General features: G+C 58.9%; 16 protein-coding genes and 1 pseudogene. 11 read left to right on the top strand and 6 right to left on the bottom strand.

Annotated elements, in window-relative coordinates; genetic code table 11:
- Positions 1-1,267: hypothetical protein (locus HMPREF2935_RS02000; protein WP_070731772.1), on the bottom strand; the 1,267-nt coding region annotated here is incomplete at its 3' end.
- 114 nt (positions 1,268-1,381) lie between these two features.
- Between HMPREF2935_RS02000 and HMPREF2935_RS02005 the strand changes: the two genes are divergently transcribed.
- Complete coding sequence (locus HMPREF2935_RS02005) at positions 1,382-1,906, top strand: hypothetical protein (protein WP_062036174.1); 525 nt, start codon at positions 1,382-1,384, stop codon at positions 1,904-1,906.
- A 16-nt stretch (positions 1,907-1,922) separates the two neighbouring features.
- Here HMPREF2935_RS02005 and HMPREF2935_RS02010 read toward each other — a convergent pair whose 3' ends face one another.
- Positions 1,923-3,470 carry a catalase gene (locus tag HMPREF2935_RS02010; protein WP_062036176.1) on the bottom strand — a complete coding sequence of 516 codons (1,548 nt, stop codon included), beginning with the start codon at positions 3,468-3,470 and terminating at the stop codon, positions 1,923-1,925.
- Positions 3,471-3,655: 185 nt separating this feature from the next.
- On the opposite strand from HMPREF2935_RS02010, the gene HMPREF2935_RS02015 reads away from it, so the two are divergent.
- Entirely contained in the window at positions 3,656-4,207 is a 552-nt protein-coding gene (locus HMPREF2935_RS02015; protein ID WP_062036178.1) for an RNA polymerase sigma factor, read from the top strand.
- A gap of 267 nt (positions 4,208-4,474) precedes the next feature.
- Entirely contained in the window at positions 4,475-5,797 is a 1,323-nt protein-coding gene (locus tag HMPREF2935_RS02020) for a YkvI family membrane protein (RefSeq protein ID WP_062036180.1), read from the top strand.
- A gap of 398 nt (positions 5,798-6,195) precedes the next feature.
- Here HMPREF2935_RS02020 and HMPREF2935_RS13420 read toward each other — a convergent pair whose 3' ends face one another.
- On the bottom strand, positions 6,196-6,558 hold the full coding sequence (locus HMPREF2935_RS13420; RefSeq protein ID WP_246817757.1) for a hypothetical protein: 363 nt from the start codon (positions 6,556-6,558) through the stop codon (positions 6,196-6,198).
- Positions 6,559-7,184: 626 nt separating this feature from the next.
- Between HMPREF2935_RS13420 and HMPREF2935_RS13425 the strand changes: the two genes are divergently transcribed.
- Positions 7,185-7,346 carry a hypothetical protein gene (locus tag HMPREF2935_RS13425; RefSeq protein WP_246817758.1) on the top strand — a complete coding sequence of 54 codons (162 nt, stop codon included), beginning with the start codon at positions 7,185-7,187 and terminating at the stop codon, positions 7,344-7,346.
- Positions 7,347-7,443: 97 nt separating this feature from the next.
- Here the strand turns inward: HMPREF2935_RS13425 and HMPREF2935_RS02030 are convergent, their stop codons facing one another.
- Together HMPREF2935_RS02030 and HMPREF2935_RS02035 are read right to left on the bottom strand one after the other, a co-directional pair.
- The gene (locus tag HMPREF2935_RS02030; RefSeq protein WP_070731774.1) at positions 7,444-8,481 is read right to left on the bottom strand and encodes an aspartate-semialdehyde dehydrogenase; all 1,038 of its coding nucleotides are present in this window, start codon (positions 8,479-8,481) and stop codon (positions 7,444-7,446) included.
- 21 nt (positions 8,482-8,502) lie between these two features.
- Complete coding sequence (locus HMPREF2935_RS02035) at positions 8,503-9,768, bottom strand: aspartate kinase (RefSeq protein WP_070731776.1); 1,266 nt, start codon at positions 9,766-9,768, stop codon at positions 8,503-8,505.
- Positions 9,769-10,026: 258 nt separating this feature from the next.
- Between HMPREF2935_RS02035 and HMPREF2935_RS02040 the strand changes: the two genes are divergently transcribed.
- Positions 10,027-10,884: a DMT family transporter gene (locus tag HMPREF2935_RS02040; RefSeq protein WP_061920124.1), complete on the top strand. Its 858-nt coding sequence runs from the start codon at positions 10,027-10,029 to the stop codon at positions 10,882-10,884.
- Here HMPREF2935_RS02040 and HMPREF2935_RS02045 read toward each other — a convergent pair.
- A complete protein-coding gene (locus HMPREF2935_RS02045; protein WP_246817759.1) occupies positions 10,881-12,032 on the bottom strand; it encodes a hypothetical protein in 1,152 nt (383 codons plus the stop codon). The two genes, HMPREF2935_RS02040 and HMPREF2935_RS02045, sit on opposite strands and share 4 nt — an antisense overlap.
- 316 nt (positions 12,033-12,348) lie before the next feature.
- On the opposite strand from HMPREF2935_RS02045, the gene leuA reads away from it, so the two are divergent.
- The 6 genes and pseudogenes from leuA (at position 12,349) to HMPREF2935_RS02075 (ending at position 20,759) form a co-directional block, all read left to right on the top strand.
- On the top strand, positions 12,349-14,166 hold the full coding sequence (leuA, locus tag HMPREF2935_RS02050) for a 2-isopropylmalate synthase (RefSeq protein WP_070731777.1): 1,818 nt from the start codon (positions 12,349-12,351) through the stop codon (positions 14,164-14,166).
- Between the two features lie 19 nt (positions 14,167-14,185).
- Positions 14,186-15,085, top strand: a complete 900-nt coding sequence (locus tag HMPREF2935_RS02055) for a hypothetical protein (protein WP_070731779.1) — start codon at positions 14,186-14,188, stop codon at positions 15,083-15,085.
- Positions 15,086-15,307: 222 nt separating this feature from the next.
- Entirely contained in the window at positions 15,308-17,053 is a 1,746-nt protein-coding gene (locus HMPREF2935_RS02060) for a hypothetical protein (protein ID WP_070731781.1), read from the top strand.
- 56 nt (positions 17,054-17,109) lie between these two features.
- A pseudogene (locus HMPREF2935_RS02065) lies at positions 17,110-18,342 on the top strand (DNA polymerase III subunit epsilon); the annotation flags it as partial.
- Positions 18,343-18,694: 352 nt separating this feature from the next.
- Entirely contained in the window at positions 18,695-19,981 is a 1,287-nt protein-coding gene (locus tag HMPREF2935_RS02070; RefSeq protein WP_070731785.1) for a Mur ligase family protein, read from the top strand.
- Positions 19,974-20,759, top strand: coding sequence for a type 1 glutamine amidotransferase (locus tag HMPREF2935_RS02075; protein WP_062036200.1), 786 nt, complete (start codon positions 19,974-19,976; stop codon positions 20,757-20,759). The genes HMPREF2935_RS02070 and HMPREF2935_RS02075 overlap by 8 nt, the downstream gene beginning before the upstream one ends.
- The last annotated feature ends 32 nt before the right edge of the window (positions 20,760-20,791 follow it).

Raw genomic sequence — 20,791 nt, forward strand, 5'->3', positions numbered from 1 at the left:
CGGTCTTCCACGCACCAGCCACAGCAGTAGCGGCAGTTGCCTGCTTCCAGAACCAACCCACCGCAGCCAGTTGCAGCAAACCAAGAACGATGACCACACCAAACCCAAGCTTCGGGAAGTAGTGCAGCACCACTGCCGTAAGACCAGCGCTTCCCAGCGCGGTCGCCGCAGCCATGGCAGCAGCCAGCCCCGCAGCCATGCCATCAACGCCGGTAGCCAGAATCATAAAGACAATCTCAGCCGCGGCAGTCAGCACAACTACACCAGCAAGAAGGCTCAGCCAAGGCTTCCGCGAACGCACCACATAAGCGCCCAGGGCAGTTCCACCGAGCGAGACCATCGCCGCGATAAGCAGCGCCACGATGGGGCTCAGCATCTTCACTTCCGCACCCTGACCAGCCGCGGCAGCCGGCAACGCACGCTGCACATCCCGCACCTTGGTTTGGTTCTGCTTCGCCATGCCGTCAACACGCTTGGCACCTTTGTCCAGCTTGTCGACGCCGCCGAGAGCCTCATCAACCTTGGAGTTAAGCTCCTTGGTGCCATCGTTCAAACGCTTGGCGCCATCAGCCGCCTTATACACGCCATCGTGATAGGCATAGCCGTTAACCGCGAGCTGATTGGAAAGCTCACGCGAACCATCCTTCAAGCGCTTGAGTTGGTTAGTTAGATTCTGGTCAATCTGAAAATTATTGACTTGATTGCGCAGGTCCCCGAGCTGCGACTTGATGTTGCGCGCCTCGGGGGAATTATTTCCCTCAAGGTCCTTCAGCGTGCCGTCGATGGCGGCCAGCAGCTGGCCCTGCACCACGGTAAGACCTGTAATTTGATCTACTGCGTTACCCACGCCGTTTGCCACCTCAGTTGCACCATTGCCCAGCTGGTTGGTGCCGGACTGCAGCTGAATCAGGCCGTCGTAAAGCTCCTGCGATCCGGCGCTGAGCTTGTCGACGCCACCGCCCAGCTCACCAGCACCATCCTTCAGCTTGCCCGTGCCGGTGGAAAGCTGCTGGGTTCCCGACTTCAAAAAGCCAGCCTGGGCCTGCGCCTGGCTTGCGGCACGCGCCGCCTCGCTTAACGACGCCGCACCTGCTTGACCTTCTGTCGGCGCACCGGTTCCCTCACTCGACCACGCACGTGAGGCATCCCACCCCGTCACGCCTGTCACAATGGCACCTACCACCAAGGGCAGAACCACCAGCAAGCACAGAAGTGCGCCACGCAGGCGCGAGGGACGGGACGGCAAATCAGCAAGGCGGGAGTTCATCCTTTAAAAAATATCGCTCCCACCACCGCAAACAACGCAGGCGCGCCGTTTTAAGTCGGGGCAAAGATACAGAAATCCCAAAACTTCCAACCAACTGATCATAGGATTTAGCCCATGAAACGTTCCCTACTGATTCTCCCCCTAGCCGCACTTCTTCCACTCACCGCCTGCTCCCCCAAAGACACTGCAGATAGCGAGCCGCAGTTCGCAGCAGCCGAATCCAACGCGGCCGCAAAAGAAACCGCCACTAGTGAGACCCCAACCACCACCAGCAGCAAGGCCGAAGATCAGCCCGCCCCGACAACCAAGACCGTCACCGCCACGGTCGAGCCGGAGCAGCCAGCGCCAGATACGCCACAGGCGCAAAGCAAAGGCAGCTGCTCAGTCGATGCACTTCAGCAGGCCAACACCTCGATGAGCAACATGACTGTTATCGATTGTGACGGTTCGTGGGCATACATTGCCCAGCGCAATACCGATTGGTTCGCCTGGGCTTATTGGGATGGCCAAAAGTGGAAGGGTGAACCTCACATCGGCACCACTAGTAGCGGCATGCAGGGCCCCTGCTATGACGTCGAAGGCATGAAAGCACGAGGCCTGAGCGACGCTATGGCAGCGGACGCTCAGGCCTGTGATTAGGAGGTTGTAGTACGTGCTAGTTCTTCTCTGCGAAGAGCTCGCGAACGCGCTTTTCTAGGCGTGGGGAAACTGCGCCCCAGTAAGCGTAGATGCGCTCCTCGGTCTCGGAGGAAACACCAGCCATGGCGTTGGTAATGTTGTCCGCCATGCGCTCCTTCTCCTCGTCGTTGTAGACGTTCTCGTACAGGTCGGTTGCCTGCGCGGTATCGGAATCCTCAGCGTGGCGGACATACGGTGCGCGAACCAAGTCCAAACCTGCTGGGTCCGGGTTGACGTAGAGATCCGGAGCGGTGGTGGTCTCTAGCTGGCTACGGTCGTTGACGTCACCGTCGAGGTAGCCGCCGCCCTTTGCGTGGCGGTTCGGGGAGTAAACCGGATCCTCAGGAGCATTGAAGAGGAACTGCATGCTTCCCTCGTGCTCGTAGGTGTTGACCTTGTCCGCATTCAGTGGCTGGTTAACTGGCAGCTGCTTGTAGTTCGGCCCAATGCGGTAACGCTGCTGGTCAGCATAAGCAAAGACACGAGCTTGCAGCATCTTGTCCGGAGAAAGGCCGATGCCTGGGACTAGGTTGGAAGGATCCAAAGCAACCTGCTCGATCTGCGCGAAGAAGTTGCGTGGGTTGCGGTTGAGCACAAAGTATCCGACATCAACCAGTGGGTAGTCCTTCTTGGACCAAACCTTGGTGAGGTCAAACGGGTTGAAGCGGTATTCAGCTGCTTCAGCAAGCGGCATGATCTGAACCTTGACGTCCCAGATTGGGTAGTCGCCTTCTTCGATGGCGTTGTAGAGATCCTCGCGGTGATAGTCGGCGTTCTTGCCTGCCATCTCACCTGCCTCAGCATCAGTGAAGTTCTCAACACCCTGGCGAGACTTGAAGTGGTACTTCACCCAGAAGGCCTCGCCTTCTTCGTTGACCCACTGGAAGGTATGGGAGCCGTAGCCGTTCTGGTGGCGGGTGGTCTTCGGGGTACCGCGGTCACCCATCAAGTAGGTGACCTGGTGGGTGGACTCTGGGTTGCGGGTCCAGAAGTCCCACTGCATATCCGCGTCACGCAGGCCGTTGACGCCGAGACGCTTCTGGGAGTGAATGAAGTCAGGGAACTTCATGCCGTCACGCAGGAAGAAGACCGGGGTGTTGTTGCCGACGATGTCGTAGTTGCCATCCTCGGTATAGAAACGCAGTGCGAAGCCGTGCACATCGCGCCAGGTATCCGGAGATCCCTGCTCGCCAGCAACGGTGGAGAAACGGCCCATCATTGGGGTGACAGTGTTTGGTTGAAAGAGCTTCGCCTTGGTGTAGCGCGAGACATCGTTGGTGATGTGCAGCTCGCCAAAGGCGCCATGGCCCTTTGCGTGCGGGGTGCGCTCTGGCACGCGCTCGCGATTGAAGTGCGCAAGCTTCTCAATCAGGTGAATGTCATTGAGAACAACTGGGCCGTTCTGACCTGCGGTAATGCTGGTATTCTCGGTAGCAACCGGCTGACCGGAAGGGCTGGTGGTATTTGGGCCGCCTGCGGGGCGCTGGCCTTTGTCGAGGACCTTGTCAGCTTCAGAGTTAGTCATGGAAAGCCTCCTAAGAAAACTAGCGGGAACTAGTCAATAAAATTGTTGATAATTTGGGGTGGATTATCAATCACGGACAAGCAATAACCTACCCCGCTTAATAGGCCCTCGCAACAAAAATCAGCGAATTAATAAGTTCTGCCAGGGAAATCTAATTTAGCGTTCATCCTGGTAAGTTCATTTTGGTGAAACACCACTCCGAGCATGACGACGCCCGCGTCACTGACCTTGCGCTCAAGGCCGGCCGCGGCGATCGCGCAGCTCTCACGGAGTTTATTAAGTCCACTCAGGATGATGTGTGGCGTCTTCTCGCGCACCTAGGCGGCGCGGAAATCGCAGACGATCTCACCCAAGAGACGTACCTACGAGTCATCAGCGCGCTCCCCCGCTTCGCCGCGCGCTCCTCAGCACGCACCTGGTTGCTTTCCCTCGCGCGCCGCGTATGGGTGGACAACATTCGCCACGACATGGCGCGCCCGCGAAAGGCTGCAACGGAATATGAAGACGCAGCGGCACAGACGCCTTCAACCGAGAACTCCGGAGCGTGGAGCGATTGGATCGACGCCCGCACGCTAATCGACGCCCTGCCCGCAGACCGCCGCGAAGCCCTCATCCTCACCCAAGTACTGGGCTATTCCTACGAAGAAGCAGCCAAAATCGCTGGCGTACGCATCGGCACGATTCGTTCCCGCGTTGCCCGCGCCCGCAAAGACCTCATCGAAGGTACAGGAGCCTAGCCAGGAATCATTAGCGCGAATCGTTACCTACTATTTACCAGGCTTCACTTTCGGTACAATTAGCTGCGATTTTAGCGCTGGAACCCAAGAAGTTTTCGCGAAATTTCTGTGCACTTTTAGAAAATTGTCTGGATGAAAGGCATTAAAGAAAAGTAGCATGGCTTAAAAACACACGTGACAAATCGAAGGTCGACCCGGGCCAGCGCGCTACAAAAATGCGCGCATTTCTTTTTGCCCGGCGCGTGTGAGAATGCGAGAAATCTCCTCATGATGAAACGCGCATTGGCTATCTCCATGGCGTTTATCGGTGTTGTTGTCGGCGCGGGCTTTGCCTCGGGCCAGGAAGCTATGCAGTACTTCGTAGCCTTCGGAACCACTGGTTTCTGGGGCGTAGCGCTGGCTGCCGGGTTGATGATCATCACCGGCATTTCAATTTTGCAGCTGGGATCTTATTTCCAGGCCACAGAGCACACGGCGGTGTACGACAAAATTTCCGGACCAATTACCTCCAAGATCTTGGACTGGTCCACGATTGCCACGCTCTTTTCCATCGGCTTCGTGATGTTCGCCGGTGGCGGATCCACCATCACGCAGCAATTCCCAGACATAAAGATTTGGGTAGGTGCAACGCTGATGTTGGTGCTCGTCCTGCTCGTCGGCCTGCTCGACGTTGACCGCGTCACCGCAGTCATCGGCACCATTACTCCATTCATCATCATCTTTATCGTCTTGGCCACCGGCTATACCATCGCCACCGCCGACGTTGATTGGAGCCACCTCAACGAATTCGCCACGAATAACGTTGACACCACGCTGGGCAACTGGTGGCTCGCCGCCCTGAACTACACCGGCCTGAACGTCATGTGCGCGGTATCCATGTCCATCGTCATCGGCGGCAACATCCTCGACAATCGTGCAGTGGGCATCGGTGGCCTCATCGGCGGCTTTATCTACCTGCTTCTGCTGACACTGCTCGTGGCCTCCCTATTCATGGTGGCACCGACCGTGCATGCAAAAGATCTGCCGGTTCTAGAGCTCATCAACACCATTCACCCGTCTCTGGGCTATGTGATGACGATTGTCATTTACGGCATGGTCTTTAACACCGCAGTGGGCATGTTCTACGCGCTGGGCAAGCGCCTGACCCGTAAGAAGCCGAAGCTTTTCTACCCAGTCTATGCCGCTTCCTGCATCATCGGTTTCATTCTTTCCTTCGTCGGTTTCAAGTCTTTGGTCAGTAACATCTACCCAATCTTGGGCTACCTTGGCCTTTTGATGATTGCCGTTATGGTCTTCAACTGGGTTATAAAACGCGACAAGATTACTTCCGAAAGCAAACGTCGAGTGCGTGCTCGCACCCTGGTCCAGCGCAAGCTCGACCCGCGCGAGCACTTCACCAAGAAGAACCAGAAGGAGCTCGCAAAGCTCGCGGCCGCTTCCAATATGAAGACCGACGAGTTTGAGGACACCGTTGCCGAAGAAATCCACGAGGAGCTCGAGGCAGATGACGAACTCGAGTACGACCGTGAAGATCCTGATCCTTCAGTTGTCTTCGTCGAGCACACCAAGCCAGAAGTTCCACGAGACTAATACAAAGCTCTCCCCTTCCTGCTTAAGCAGACCTTTCCAAGGCGTATGAGTTGGCCTAACCCAGCTCATACGCCTAATGTTTTACAACGCACACGTGATAAATCGAACGTCGAACCGGTCTTGCGCCACCATGGCAGCAAACGCCTCGCACACAAACTGCACAGCCTGCAAAATGATGAGCGCGGACTTACCCTCCGGCGCGTGTGAGATAGCGAGACTCCCCACACCTTATGTTTAAACGCGCAGTAGCCATCTCCATGGCCTTTATTGGCGTTATGGTCGGCGCTGGCTTTGCCTCCGGCCAGGAAGCCATGCAATATTTTGTTTCCTTCGGCACGCTCGGATTGTGGGGCATGGTATTGGCCGCCGCCCTCATGATCGTCGCAGGCATTGCTTTCCTACAGCTTGGTTCCTATTTCCAGGCTTCGGAGCATACCGCCGTTTACTCCCAAATCACCGCGCCTATCACCTCGAAAATCCTTGACTGGGCCACCATTATCACGCTTTTTGCGGTGGGCTTTGTCATGTTCGCCGGCGGCGGCGCCAACCTCGCCCAGCAATTCCCTTCCCTCCCAACGTGGGTGGGCTCCTTGATCATGCTGGTGTTGGTGCTCATCACGGGGCTTCTCGACGTCGATAAAGTCACCGCTGTCTTGGGCTTTATCACTCCTTTTATCATCCTCTTCATCGGCTTCGTCACCATCTACACTTTGGTGACGAACCAAGCGACCTTTGCGGAAGCAAACAACTACGCCATCCACAACGTTGATCCGGCAATCGCTAATCCTTGGATCGCCTCCCTGAATTACACTGGCCTGACCGCTATTTGCACCGTTTCCATGGCCATTGTGATTGGCGGAAACTTCTTGGATAACAAGACCGTCGGCCTAGGCGGTGTTATTGGTGGCGCTATTTTCCTGTTCATGCTGGCGTTGCTGGTCTGCGCCCTATTCTTTGCCGCACCGCAGGTAAATGGCCAGGCAATGCCTGTCCTAGCGTTGATTAACACCATCCACCCGGCGCTGGGTTACGGAATGACTTTTGTCATTTACGGCATGATCTTCAACACCGCAGTGGGCATGTTCTACGCGCTGGCTAAACGCCTGACGCGCGGCCATGAGAAGCGCTTTTACCCCGTTTACGTCATCACCTGCCTCTTTGGCTTTGCGTTGTCCTTCGCTGATTTCAAGGACCTCGTCGGACTGATTTATCCAATTCTCGGCTACGGCGGCTTGGTGGTCATCGCTATCATGCTCTTTGGCTGGGTTAAAAATCGCGGCAAGATGGTAAAGGAATCAGACCGCCGTATGCGTGCTCGTACGCTGGTGCAGCGTCGCCTTGATCCGCGCGAGCACTTACCAAGAAGAATGAGAAGGAGCTGCGCACCTTGGCCACGGCCTCCAACATGGAAACTGCGGAGTTTGTCGATACCGTCGAAGAAGAAATCCACGAAGATCTCGAAGCAGACGAAGAACTCGAGTATGACCGCGAGGACCCAGATCCTTCCGTGGTCTTCGTCGAGCACACCAAGCCGGAAGTACCAAAGTAAGAATCCGAAGCAAATAACTAAAAAGGAGCTTGTACATCCGTTTATTGGATGTACAGGCTCCTTTCTGTGTTTTATGGCTTTGTTTTGGGTCCGCGCGCTAGACCAACAACTCAGCAATCTGAATCGTGTTCAAAGCTGCGCCCTTGCGCAGATTATCGCCGGAGACAACCAGCACGAGACCCTTGTTGTCATCAACGGACTGATCCTGGCGGATACGGCCCACCAAGGACTCGTCTACGCCTGCGGCAGCAAGCGGGGTCGGAACGTCGACAAGCTTGACACCGGGGGCGTCGGCAAGCAGGCGGCGTGCCTCGTCCGGAGTGATTGCCTTGTCGAACTCCGCGTGGATGGTCAGGGTGTGGCCGGTGAATACCGGAATCCGCACGCAGGTGCCAGCAACCTTAAGCTCAGGAATACCCAGGATCTTGCGCGACTCGTTGCGCAACTTCTGCTCCTCATCGGTTTCCTCGGAGCCATCGTCAACCAACTTGCCAGCAAAAGGCAGCGCGTTGAAAGCAATCGGAGCAACGTATGGGCCAAGCTCTTCCTCAGAGACCTCGAGAACGGAGCCATCATGGACGAGCTCTACGTTGCGATCTCCGATTTCGGCGGCCTGCTTGGTCAAGGCCTCAACACCAGCCAAGCCAGAGCCAGAAACTGCCTGATAAGAAGACACGTGCAAACGGTTCAGACCGGCAGCATCGTGCAAGACCTTAAGAACCGGCATTGCGGCCATGGTGGTGCAATTCGGGTTAGCAATGATGCCCTTCGGGAGGTTCTTCGCCTGCTCGGGGTTTACCTCAGTGACAATGAGCGGAACTTCGGGGTCCTTGCGGTATGCGGAGGAATTATCCACCACGGTCGCGCCTGCAGCGGCAAAGACCGGGGCCCAATCGAGCGAAGTAGCGCCGCCGGCAGAGAACAAAGCAATGTCGACGTCAGCGACGGATTCCTCGGTTACCTGCGAGAGATCCTCAACCACAACCTTCTCGCCACGGAACATCAGTTCCTGGCCAGCAGAACGCGGCGAGGCAAAGAAACGAACCTTGTCAGCTGGGAAATTCCGCTCCTCCAAGATGGAACGCATGACGCGTCCCACCTGGCCGGTAGCACCAACAACTGCAACGGTGGTCATGAAAAATTCCTTCTTCCTAAATTAACGGCCCGTGCCAGCGTAAACGGTAGCTTCTTCCTCGCCCCCGAGCTGGAAGCGCTCGTGGAGCGCAATGGCTGCCTTGTTCAGTTCCAGCTCTCGCACCAGCACGGAGATGCGGATCTCCGAAGTGGAGATGAGCTCCATGTTTACTTCGGCGTCGCGTAGCGCCTCGGTGAAGTCTGCGGTGACCCCTGGGTGCGACTTCATTCCGGCACCGACCAAGGAAACCTTGCCCACCTGGTCGTCGTAAAGCACGTTTGCCCAGTGGCCTTCGTTCTTGAGCTTGGTCAAAATCTCCATGGCACGTGGGCCATCCGCACGCGGGCAGGTGAAGGTGATGTCGGTGGTTCCGGATTCCAAGGAGGAGACGTTTTGCAGGACCATATCGATGTTGATCTCCGCCTCCGCGATGGCGCGGAAGATCTTGGCGGCCTCCCCTGGACGATCCGGAATGCCCAGAACGGTGACCTTTGCTTCAGAGGTATCGGTCGCGATACCAGTCAGTACTGCTTCTTCCACAGGGATATCCTCCATTGAACCGGCCACCAAAGTGCCGGGGTCGTTTGAATAAGACGAGCGAACTCGCAGGGGCAGATCGAATGCGCGGGCGTATTCCACACTACGCAGAACCAGAATCTTGCAGCCGACGGCTGCCATCTCCAGCATCTCCTCGAAGGAAAGCTTCTCGAGCTTCTGCGCGTTCGGCACGATGCGTGGGTCCGCGGTGTAGACACCGTCGACGTCGGAATAGATCTCGCAAACATCGGCGTGCAGCGCAGCGGCCAGGGCTACCGCAGTGGTGTCGGAACCGCCGCGGCCCAAGGTGGTGACGTCGCGGCTTTCCTTATTAACACCCTGGAAACCAGCGACGATGCAGATCTTGCCTTGGCTCAGGGCGTCGGTGATGCGGCCCGGCGTGACGTCCACGATGCGCGCGTTGCCGTGGCGCTCCGTGGTAAGCACGCCGGCCTGAGAGCCAGTGAAAGACTGGGCCTCGGCGCCGAAGGACTCGACCGCCATGGCAACCAGGGAGTTAGAAATGCGCTCGCCGGCGGTAAGCAGCATGTCCATTTCACGCTGCGGCGGCACTGGGTTGACCTGGGCAGCAAGGTCGAGGAGTTCATCAGTGGTGTCCCCCATGGCGGAGCAGACAACAACCACGTCGTTGCCCGCCTTCTTGGTAGCCACAATGCGCTCGGCGACGGCGCGGATGCGATCCGCGGTTTCGAGGGAGGAACCTCCGTATTTTTGAACGATTAAGGCCACGTTGGGATATCCACCTTTCACTGTGCGTTTCCCGCGACAGTCTATAGCCACAGGGCCGATAAGCCCCGCTATACCTGTCGTGCATTAGTCAGTTGTCCATGCTACCCCGACGAGGTACTTCCTTTCACAATATGTGAAGGGGATCAAAGTGTTTTTATTCACCGCACCAAAAGAGGCAAACTTAACGACTTAGGAACATTTATTTTCACCCGTGAGCAGTATTCGTTAAAAGGGCGACTACCTACTACGGTGGTGGGGGTGTTCAGCAATCTCTTGGCGGTTTTCTTTGCCCTCGCCTCCGCGCTCACCGTGGCCTGGGGCACGGTAGTCCGTCACCGGATCGCACTTGAAGCCTCCGGCTCGGTCATGCGCACCGCGATGCGCAATCCCGTGTGGTGGGTCGGCACACTTGCCGCCATTGTGGCTTATGGCCTGCAGATTGTCGCCCTAGGCTTTGGCACCCTGCTGGTAGTTCAGCCCATCTTGGTGCTCTCGCTGATGTTCACCTTGCCGCTTTCTGCCTGGTACTCCAAGCGGCCGCTGTCTTTTCATGAAATCTTCTGGTGCAGCGCGCTGACCATCGCAGTGGGCATCTTGGTGGTCTACGGCCGCCCCGTTGCCGGCGATCCGCGCCCCTCCCTTTCGCAATGGTGGCCGCCGCTGCTGTGCGGCGCACTGGGCTTGGCGCTGCTCGGCGTCCTAGCGTGGCGCTTCCCCGCCCGGCGCGCCTTGGCCTTGGGAACTTCCTGCGGCATCCTCTACGGCTATGTGGCGCTGCTATCTAAGTCTGTGGTGGATATCTTCTCCCACGAGGGCCTTGGCCAGCTCCTGGTGTCCTGGCAGTTTTGGGGCTTAATCGCCCTCGCCGGCGGCGGAACCGTGCTCCAGCAATATTCTTTCCACGCCGGTGCGCTAAAGCAATCCCTGCCAGCTATGACCATCATGGAGCCCATCGTTGCTTTTGGCTTGGGCTACGTGGTCTTGGGCGAGCAATTCCAGGTTGATTCGCTGGCGGGGTGGACGCTCATGTCCTTAGCTCTAGCCGTGATGATCCTAGGCACGGTCATCTTGTCGCGCCGCCCAGTGGGCTCCTCCACGCGGCAGATCCAAAGCTAAATAGCCCACTCGAATACGGCAAGCATGTGCGCCGAAAACCACGCACCGAAGAGAACATAGGCGCCGCATAGCGCTGCGGTGCTGCGGGTGCTCGCGGAATCAGCCAGCTTGATTGCCCATGGAATAAACAATACCGCCGCGGGCAAAAGCAGGCGTGGGCGCGAATGCATGATGCCATCAGAGAACAACACATTCGCTATGAGCGCGGCGGCGAAAAGCCAAACCGGCGCTGGCAAGCGCCGCCAACCCAAGAGCAACAGGATGGGCGCGCCGACGATTACGAGCGCGGAAAGCAGATAGCCCACGTTGTCAGAGGTCAAAAGCGTGGACCATATCCACTTGAGCGTTGCCGCACCGAAATCGAAATGGGAGTTCCAGTGTTTTTCTTGGATGCCAAAGTAGCCTCCTGCCTGCCCGAGATAGCTATTCGCCCACGTCAGATAACCAAACAGGGGAATCGCGGCGAAGATAAGGCTCAACCAGGCCTTCCACTCGCGGACGGCCTTGCACAATACGATGAGGGCAAAGACCACGAGGACGTCGATTGAAGTCAGCCGCACGGCGGAAAGCGCAAAGCCAAAAAGGCCGGCCAGCCACCACTTTTCATCCAGCAAGGCAACGAGCATCCACATCACCAGCGCGCCGAAGAGCGCCTCGGTATAAGGCATGGCAAACACGATGGACATCGGAGCGCTGCTCACGGCGATGGCGGCAACCGCGCGGGCCTTAAAACCGGCCCCCATGCGCTGCGCGATGGCCATGACGCCCACAGCCATGAGGAAAGTGAAAAAGAAATTGAAAACAATCGCGACGGCAGCTTCATTCGCAACAAAGAAGCTGCCCACCTTGATAACGAGCGGAAAGCCCGGGAAGAAGGCCATCGTTACTTCATTGACGTTTCCATCTGCGGCAACGTCAGCACCGAAGTAACCAGCACGGGCAATCTCCGTGTAGTATTTCGCGTCCCATTTGGTCAGCAGGCCGCCTAAGTTATCTTCGTTAGCCTGCGCAAAAATGGCGAGCACCCCAATCCGCAGGAGGTTGCCCAGCACAGCAATTAGACTCGCGGCAATCCAATCTTGCCTACCGAGACGAGGGGCCGCGCTATGCGCCACTTCTGCGCCGGCCGCATTCTTGACTTCGTGCACGTTATGCAATGTTATCGGCATGCTTCAGACCCCACCTCGATTTGCGTGGAATTCTCCCACCCCAACAAAAGGAGATCCCAATATGTGAGAACTCTTGCCACATCGTGAGAAGCGCGCTAGTGTGATTCACATGACTATGCGGCAGAGCCTCCTCCTTATTTGCCGCGGCGGGATTTAGGCCTTTCAAACCCACCGGCCAGCGCCCCCGTCGCGGGTTTTCACGATGCGCATCCAAACTGCGCCTTCCCACCCCCGCCGCTGCTGGCTAAACGGTACCTCTTTATCCGCTTCCTTAACGAAGCAGCAAGGACAAATCATGGCTCCCAACGATTCTTTTATCACCGCCCCACGCGAAATCACTACCCCTAACGGCGACTTTGGCAAGAACCAGCCCGCCTGGAATAAGCAGCGCGGTTCCGCAATGCCCACCCACCGTTACCGCAGCTTTGCCCAAGAAGTAGAAGACATTCAGCTGCCGGACCGCACCTGGCCGGATAAGAAAATCACTTGCGCTCCACAGTGGTGCGCGGTCGATCTGCGCGATGGCAACCAAGCGCTGATCGACCCCATGAGCCCGCAGCGCAAGCACCGCATGTTCGACCTGCTGGTCAAGATGGGGTACAAGGAAATCGAGGTAGGTTTTCCTTCCGCATCTCAGACCGACTTCAACTTCGTGCGCGAGATCATCGAGCAGAACAAGATCCCTGAAGACGTCACGATCCAAGTCCTGGTGCAAGCACGCGAGCACTTAATCCGGCGCACCTTTGAGGCCTGCGCGGGCGCCAAGAACGTCATCGTGCACTTCTACAATTCCACCTCGAAGCTGCAGCGCCGCGTGGTCTTCCGCAAAGACCGCCCTGCGATCAAGAAGCTGGCTTGCGACGCCGCAGCGCTCATCAAAGAAGTAGCCCAGGACTACCCCGACACGAACTGGCGCTGGCAATACTCCCCGGAGTCTTTCACCGGCACGGAGCTAGAATTTGCCCGAGAGGTATGCGACGCCGTGGTTGAAATCATGGAGCCCACGCCCGAGCACCCAATGATCATCAACCTGCCTTCCACGGTGGAGATGATTACGCCGAACGTCTACGCGGATTCCATCGAATGGATGCACCGCAACCTGGCCAAGCGAGAAAGCATCATCCTGTCGCTGCACCCACACAACGACCGCGGTGCCGGCATCGCGGCTGCCGAGCTGGGTTATCTGGCGGGCGCGGACCGCATCGAGGGCTGCCTGTTCGGCAACGGCGAGCGCACCGGCAATGTGGATCTGGTGGCGCTGGGCCTGAACATGCTCACCCAAGGCGTCGATCCACAAATTGATTTCAGCGACCTGCCCACTATCCGCGATACCGTGGAGTACTGCAATCAGCTGCGCGTTCCTGAGCGCCACCCCTACGGCGGCGAGCTGGTCTTTACCGCTTTTTCCGGTTCCCACCAGGACGCCATCAACAAGGGCCTCGACGCCCTGGCCAACGAGGTACGCCCCGGCGCCATCAACACGGACGTCTCGTGGGAAGAGCTGCGCGAGACCGAATGGGAGGTGCCTTACCTGCCAATCGATCCGAAGGACGTGGGGCGCGACTACGAGGCAGTTATCCGCGTGAACTCCCAGTCTGGCAAGGGCGGCGTTGCCCACATCATGAAGACCGATCACGGCATTCATATGCCGCGCGCGATGCAGGCAGAATTTTCCGCCGTGGTCCAAGAAGTCACGGATGCCGAAGGCGGCGAGGTCGGTTCCAAGGGCATGTGGGATATCTTCGCCACCGAGTTCCTAGACCGCGAGGCGCCGCTTGCGCACAAGAACTTCCAGATCGATAACGCGGTAGGCGACGACGCCGAAGCCAAGGTCACCGCGACAGTCATCTACAACGAGGCGGAGTCTGTGGTTTCCGGCCACGGCAACGGTCCGATTGCGGCCTACGCCAATGCCCTCGAAGCGTTGGGAATTGATTTCGAGGTAATCGAGTACGCACAGCAATCGCGTAGCGCTGGCGACGACGCCGAAGCTGCCTGCTACATTGCCGCCGACGTCAACGGCACCAAAGTGTGGGGCGCTGGCATTGCCGGCTCCACCACGCGTGCTTCGATTTTCGCCATCAATTCGGCGGTCAACCGCGCGCTGGGCTAAAGGTGGTAGAAGTCGAGGCATGACTTTATCGCTCTATCCCATCCCCCACTTGGGGCTCGGCGCGGTGCAGGAATTGCCCGTGCACCCCGCATCGGCATCCCAGAATTCGCCTTCTGCGGAAGCAAAACAGCGAGAGGTCAACGCCACTTTGTCCAGGCAGCCCGACGGCACCTGGCAGGTGGCGACCGCCGCCGGCGTCGTAGGTCTGATTGCGCCTCAGGATGCGGCTGAGTACCCAGAGATAGAGCTGCTTTTCGACGCCCAGCTGACTCCAGCAGTAACGCTTCGCCAAAGCCCCCAGCCCACGGTGTTGCTGCCGCGTCCGGGCCTGTGCCTGCCCGCGAATAATCCGCCGTCCAGCCCGTGGGCGCTGCTTTCTTTTGCCCCAGCGATAAGCATCACGGATATCCCAGACGAGGTCGACATTCCGCAGTTTGGGCGAATCCACCTGCTGGTTACCTTGCGCGCGGCCGAATCCGATCCGCAGCGCATCAGCGCTTATCTTGGCCCACAATTCATCGGCACGCTGGATAGCTACCCAGACTATCTTCCGGACCTGCTCGTCCAGCATGCCGAGCAGGGGCTAAGCACGCTCGCCCATGCCTACCACTTCCCTCGCCAAGGCGGACGAGTGCTCAACATTTATGCTGGCAAGCAGATAGAACAGGAAACCCGCGACGGCTCCGGCCAGGAACGCCTACTGGCGGAAAACACCCGTAGCGCAAGCTCTGCTGCGGCCACTTTTGAGACCGCCAGTTTCAAGGCCATCACCGATGAAGACTTGTCCCGTATCGACCGGCTCCCGCAAAAGGCCACAGCGGATTCCACCCCGACAAAGAAGAACAATAAGAGCTGGCTCATCTTCGCCCTCGTGATTGTTTGCATCGCCGTTTTGATCGCAGTGTTGATTGCCCTTTAATTGCACGCTCATTGCCCAACTCAGTCAGCGCACGGCAACCTTTCGACCTGCTCAAATGCCGCTTATACGTTTGAGTTCAAAGCTACGAGTCGGTAGGGTGGATTTAGTTTCTTTTAGAGGGTTAGCGCGCTCTAGGCGCAGCAGACCCTCTAAGTCTGTCTCCTTATAGCTCGCATCCCTACTCCCAAACTTCTTCCCCGCACCCTACGAAAGCGAATACAGATGAAATCGACAAACTACATGGTCCCTAACCATGGTTTTGGCGATGTAAATCAAATTCCCATCCAAGAAGTAAGCCCAGATTTCCTCGTCGAGCTAATGGAAGAATCTGGTTCTGAACAGCCTGCAGTGGAGGTCAACCTCACGGGCTCTTCTGACGAAGGCTTCCGTGTCCGCTACGAAGACACCACCATCGGCTACCTCGAACGGGAAGAAGCTGCGGCTTATACCGAGCTTGATTGGATCATCGATGCAGGTTTGCGTCCTCTGGCTACCGCACGCGTAACCATGGTGGAGTTTGATGGCGAGGAATGGCCTTCTTTCGATGTCGAGCTACCGGCCCCTGGCCTGTGTGTTCCGGTCAATAACCCGCCGGCAGAGCGCTGGGCCATGCTGCCTGGCACTACGGCTGCGGCAATCACTCAGTTCCAGTCCAAGATGGACGTCTTCCCGGAATCCGCCGAGCACTTCTTGGTCACCCTGCATGCGCACCGTTTCTTTGGCCGCCGCAGCGTCAACGTGGCGGTCGATGGTGTGCAGATCGCCTCGCTTAGCCGTGATGACGCTCACCGTTTGGCCGATACCGTTTCGAGCTACCAAAACAGTGGCCTACTCGCCGTAGCACGCGCCTATTACTGTATCGATGAGGGCAAGCCTCGCCTTGTCGTTTATGCCGATGAGCGGTCTGATGACAAGCATGCCGTTGTCGCTGGCGTCGCCGGCGCTGCTACTGCGGCTTCCATGGGCCTTTCCGCAGTGGCCGCCGCCCGCGCGGAGGCACAGGAACACACCAACGTGAATTTCTTCGGCTCCACCAACAATGAAGTCGCGGCGCTGATGTCTTCGCAGACTCCCTCCATGCCTCTCGTCGGCGGCAGTGCCGGACTAAAACTCGTGTCCGCTGCCAGCGCAGCGATCATCGTCGGCGGTGGCGCAAACCTCGCGGCCTCCATCTTTTCCGTGGATGAGCAGGCTCGCGAAGAAGCTACCGAAGCACAAAGCCGCTCCTATGAGGACTCAGTCTTCCCACGCGGTCTTTCGCCCTACCGGGACATTTTCGGCACTTCCAGCGCCCAAAAAGCCACGGCAGAGCCTGGCTCACGCACCACGTCTCGCGAGGATTCCCGCTCCCGCGCAGAAGATCGTGATGGTTTGGATAGCAGTTCCCGGGACGCTGATTCCCGCGAACGCACCATAGACCGCAGCGCTGTAGCTACACGGAAGCAGACTTCCGACGCCGTCGAACCCACCGCAGAACCCAACACGGACGAAGGCTCCCGGGATTCTGACGAACGCATCTTCGCTGCGCCAGATGCGCAGACCACGCTCGAGGGTAACAAGGAAAACCCACGCGATCCTTCCCGCCCAACGTCGCCGCGCCATGCATCTGGTGACGCCCAGAACCTTCCAGCGCCACTGCCGGTCCCGACGCTTCCGCCGGCCACCCCAACAAAGGAGCCTTCTCCCCAACCGCGTAATGCAACCGAGCCAACGCGAACTGCACCTTCGCCTACCCGCACGGATACAACCATCCCGAAATCACCGGCAACCTCCACCACGCCGACGACATCGGAGCCGAGCTCGACTTCCTCCTCTCCTACCCCAACTAAGGAAGCAAGCACCACCGAAACTACGGAAGCATGCACTACCGAGGAGTCCACGACTCCTAACTCGACCACGCGTCCGGCCTCCCCAACGACAACGACCCGGAAGCCCATCACGCCAGGAACCATCATCATCCGCGGCTAGGTCACACGCTCGCCCGTTGAGCCAACGTGTCCTGCCGGGGTACTACACTTAGAACAATGAGCACCACCCCCGGCCCCGATTCAGCCCCCGCGCCTTCACCGGCCGCGCTGGCTGCTGGCCGCCCGCACAATCCCGGCCGGGCTAGCACCGACAAAGAAAGCAAGCAGCCAAGCGCGCAAGAAATAGCGCAGGCCGAGGCCGTTGCTGCCTACCCTTTCGTCGCGCTCACGGTGCAGACCACCGGCATTCATCCTTCTACCGGGCGCCTCGTTGCCGTCGATGCCCTGACTTATAACGAAAAGAACGAGGTAGGCCAAGAATTCCACGCCGTCATCAACCCTGGTACCAACCCGGGCCCACGGCACCTGCATGGACTTAGCGTTGAGGAAGTAACAGAAGGCCAGTCTTTCTCGCGGCTGCTCAAGCCACTTGATCGGCTAATTGACGGCCGCACTCTGATCGTGCACGATACCCCTTTTACCTGGGGTTTCATCGTCTCCGAGGCGCGTCGCGCCATGATGGCCGCCGCGCGCCAGAATCGCTCGCGAAACCGCAACCGTAATAAAGGCAGGCGCCGCCGCCAGAAGGTCGGACACGTTCCTACCCCGGTCAGCATCGTCGATACTTTGGCCACTGCCCGCCGCCAGGGGGTGTGGGATAACGATGTCCGCCTCGCGGCCGTCGCCAAGCGCAGCGGCCTTGATGTAGCTCCACCCACCGCAACCGTTGAACGTGCCCAACGCAGCGAGGCCGCCACCTCCCGCGAGCAAACCCAGCTGCTGTACCGCCTCTATCAGCATCAAGCAACCGGCACGCGTAGTGCATACGCGCCAGATGAGCTGCGCGCAGATCGCTTTGGTTTGCAGCGCTCGCACGTGCGTGTCGACGCCGCAGAAGCCCCACGTCAGCACCACAATCCGGGCAAATACGTTCCTGGCAAGGAGCTGCACCGCGGCATGGAGATCGTGGTCGCGCCAGAGATCATGGAAGATCCAGACACCATCATCGCGGCTATCGCACGTGAAGAGCTCAACTATTCGGAAAAGCTCACGCGCGAATCCTCGCTGGTAGTTTGCAACATCACCACCGATTTCGTTGGCAAGCCCATGCACGCCCACCGCAAGGGCATCCCGCTGATGTCTGACACTGCTTTCCTTGCAGCGCTCGAGCGCATCCAAGAAGCAATCGAGCCGGAGCCAGAGAAGGATTCCAATAATCGCGGTCAGGCACACGTGCCGAACAGCAATAATCGCCGCTCCGGCAGCGCTAATAGGCGGCGCTCGCGCCGTAAGTCGGGCTCGGGCAAATCCTCCGGCCGCAACCAGCAGAAGAACAATAGTCAGCAAACAAACGAAAATCCCAATTCTTCCAACGCCAAGCCCGGCGGCAATCCGAAGAACGAGGAGAAATCCGGCTCTGGGAACTCGGGTGGCAACAAACGGCGGCGGCGCCGTGGCGGCCGCGGTGGCCGTGGCCGGCGTGGTGGCAAGCCCAAGGGCGGAAACTCGCAGGGCAACAAGGGCCAAACCAGCTCCGGAAAGAACAGCTCCGGGGCAAATGGGTCTGCCAAGAATAAAAACTCCGGCCAAAACTAGGCGCGCAAGTACCCGCCCCGCGGGCTGACGCGACTACCCTAGGGGCATGAGTTTTAACCTTTCCGGCACGTTGCGTTCATTGCGTACCAACGCCGCCACGACCGCTGCCAAGCTGGCCACCACCGCCTCCCGCGCAACCGGACGAGGCGCCGGCGGAATGATCGGTGGCCTTATCGCTGGCGCGATTGATCCACAGATCATGGCTAACCTCGGCGGTGGCCGCCCTGCGGTGCTGGTTACCGGCACCAACGGCAAGTCCACCACCACCCGCATGCTGGCCGCCGCTGTACGCAGCGAGCACAAAGTCGCTACCAATGACGGCGGCGACAACATGGATGCTGGCATCATCTCCGCGCTCATGGCGGGCAAAGACGCCTCCCACCTCGTGTTGGAGGTAGACGAGCTGCACGTTCCGCACGTGGCAGACAACCTGAATCCGCAGGCGCTGGTGCTGCTGAACCTCTCCCGTGACCAGCTCGACCGCGTCGGTGAGATCAATAAGATCGAGCGCGCTCTGCGCGGCGCCGTCGAAGCCCACCCAGACATGCTGGTCATCGCCAACTGCGACGATGTCCTCATGACTTCCGTGGCCTACGACGCCAAGAACGTCATCTGGGTCTCCGCCGGTGCCGGATGGCTCGGCGAATCCGTGACCTGCCCACGCACCGGCGGCCACATCGTGCGTGATGAGAATGATTGGCGTGCGGTCAAGCCGCTTCCCGACGGCCGCGAGTTCCGCCGCCCCACCCCAACCTGGCGCGTAGACCAAGATGGTTTGCACACTCCGCAGGGTGACAAGGAGCTGAACCTCTCCCTGCCTGGACGCGCCAACCGCGGCAATGCCGCCCAGGCCATCGCCGCCGCAGTGGAAGGCTTCGGCGTGGACGAGGCCAAGGCCATCGCCGCCACCGAATCCGTCAACGACGTGGCCGGCCGCTACTCCACCATCACCTTGGGTGACCGTGAAATTCGCCTGCTGCTGGCTAAAAACCCAGCCGGCTGGCAGGAGGCCCTGTCCATGGTGGATCGCTCTGCCGATGGCCTGGTCATTGCCACCAACGGCCACGTGGCAGACGGCATCGATATGTCCTGGCTGTGGGACGTACGCTTCGAGGACTTTGAGAACCTCGCGGTCAAGGCCGCCGGCGAGCGCGGCACCGACCTTGCTGTGCGCTTGGTCTACGCCGATATCTCGCACGAGCTCATCCCGGATCCGGTCAAAGCCATCGAGGCCTGCCCACCGGGCCGCATCGAGGTGCTGGCTAACTACACCGCTTTCCGTGATTTGAAGAAGGCGCTTGAGCGCAAAGTAAAGGAGAACGCCAATGGCTAAGACACAGTTGCAAATCGGCCTCATTCTGCCCGACGTGCTTGGCACCTACGGCGACGACGGCAACGCTCTTGTCCTTCGCCAACGCGCCCGCATGCGCGGCCTTTCAGCTGAGATCGTTCCGATCAAGCTTGGCGAGGCAGTCCCTGACTCCCTCGACGTCTACACACTCGGCGGTGGTGAGGACACCGCGCAGATTCTCGCGGCGGAGCACCTCATCAAAGATGGCGGCCTGACCCGCGCGGCTGAGGCTGGCCGCCCGATCCTTTCAATCTGTGCTGGCCTGCAGGTTTTAGGCGAGTCCTTCCGTGCTTCGGGTCAGATTATTGACGGTGTCGGTCTCATCGACGCCACCACGGCTTCCATGGCTGAGCGTGCCATCGGCGAGGTCTCCTCTGAGCCGACCGGCGCTGGCATCACCGCGGAGCTGACCGAAACCCTCACCGGCTTCGAGAACCACATGGGTGCCACCATCTTGGGCCCTGCCGCGCAGCCGCTGGGCAAGCTCATTCGCGGCCAGGGCAACGCCGATACCGCAGCCACCGCCGATCTTTCCGACGCCGCCGAGCAGCGCATTGCCGAAGGCGCCGTCCAGGGAAGCGTCATCGCCACCTACATGCACGGCCCGGCACTGGCGCGTAACCCGCAGCTGGCTGACCTCCTGCTGGCCAAGGCCATGGGCGTTGCCCTCACAGACCTAGAACCGCTCGACATCCCGGCCGTGGACAAGCTGCGCACCGAGCGCCTCAACGCATCAAAGCCGCCGCGCTCGCAGCTCTAGACACGCAACTGCGGGCGCTCAGCTGACGCTCG

It is taken from the genome of Corynebacterium sp. HMSC076D02, from assembly GCF_001813815.1.
Taxonomy (GTDB): domain Bacteria; phylum Actinomycetota; class Actinomycetes; order Mycobacteriales; family Mycobacteriaceae; genus Corynebacterium; species Corynebacterium simulans.

Excerpts from the sequence above, each read along its gene's own strand:
- HMPREF2935_RS02005 (WP_062036174.1), top strand. The coding sequence starts at position 1,382 with ATGAAACGTTCCCTACTGATTCTCCCCCTAGCCGCACTTCTTCCACTC.
- HMPREF2935_RS02010 (WP_062036176.1), bottom strand. The coding sequence starts at position 3,470 with ATGACTAACTCTGAAGCTGACAAGGTCCTCGACAAAGGCCAGCGCCCC.
- HMPREF2935_RS02020 (WP_062036180.1), top strand. The coding sequence starts at position 4,475 with ATGATGAAACGCGCATTGGCTATCTCCATGGCGTTTATCGGTGTTGTT.
- HMPREF2935_RS02030 (WP_070731774.1), bottom strand. The coding sequence starts at position 8,481 with ATGACCACCGTTGCAGTTGTTGGTGCTACCGGCCAGGTGGGACGCGTC.
- leuA (WP_070731777.1), top strand. The coding sequence starts at position 12,349 with ATGGCTCCCAACGATTCTTTTATCACCGCCCCACGCGAAATCACTACC.
- HMPREF2935_RS02055 (WP_070731779.1), top strand. The coding sequence starts at position 14,186 with ATGACTTTATCGCTCTATCCCATCCCCCACTTGGGGCTCGGCGCGGTG.
- HMPREF2935_RS02060 (WP_070731781.1), top strand. The coding sequence starts at position 15,308 with ATGAAATCGACAAACTACATGGTCCCTAACCATGGTTTTGGCGATGTA.
- HMPREF2935_RS02070 (WP_070731785.1), top strand. The coding sequence starts at position 18,695 with ATGAGTTTTAACCTTTCCGGCACGTTGCGTTCATTGCGTACCAACGCC.
- HMPREF2935_RS02075 (WP_062036200.1), top strand. The coding sequence starts at position 19,974 with ATGGCTAAGACACAGTTGCAAATCGGCCTCATTCTGCCCGACGTGCTT.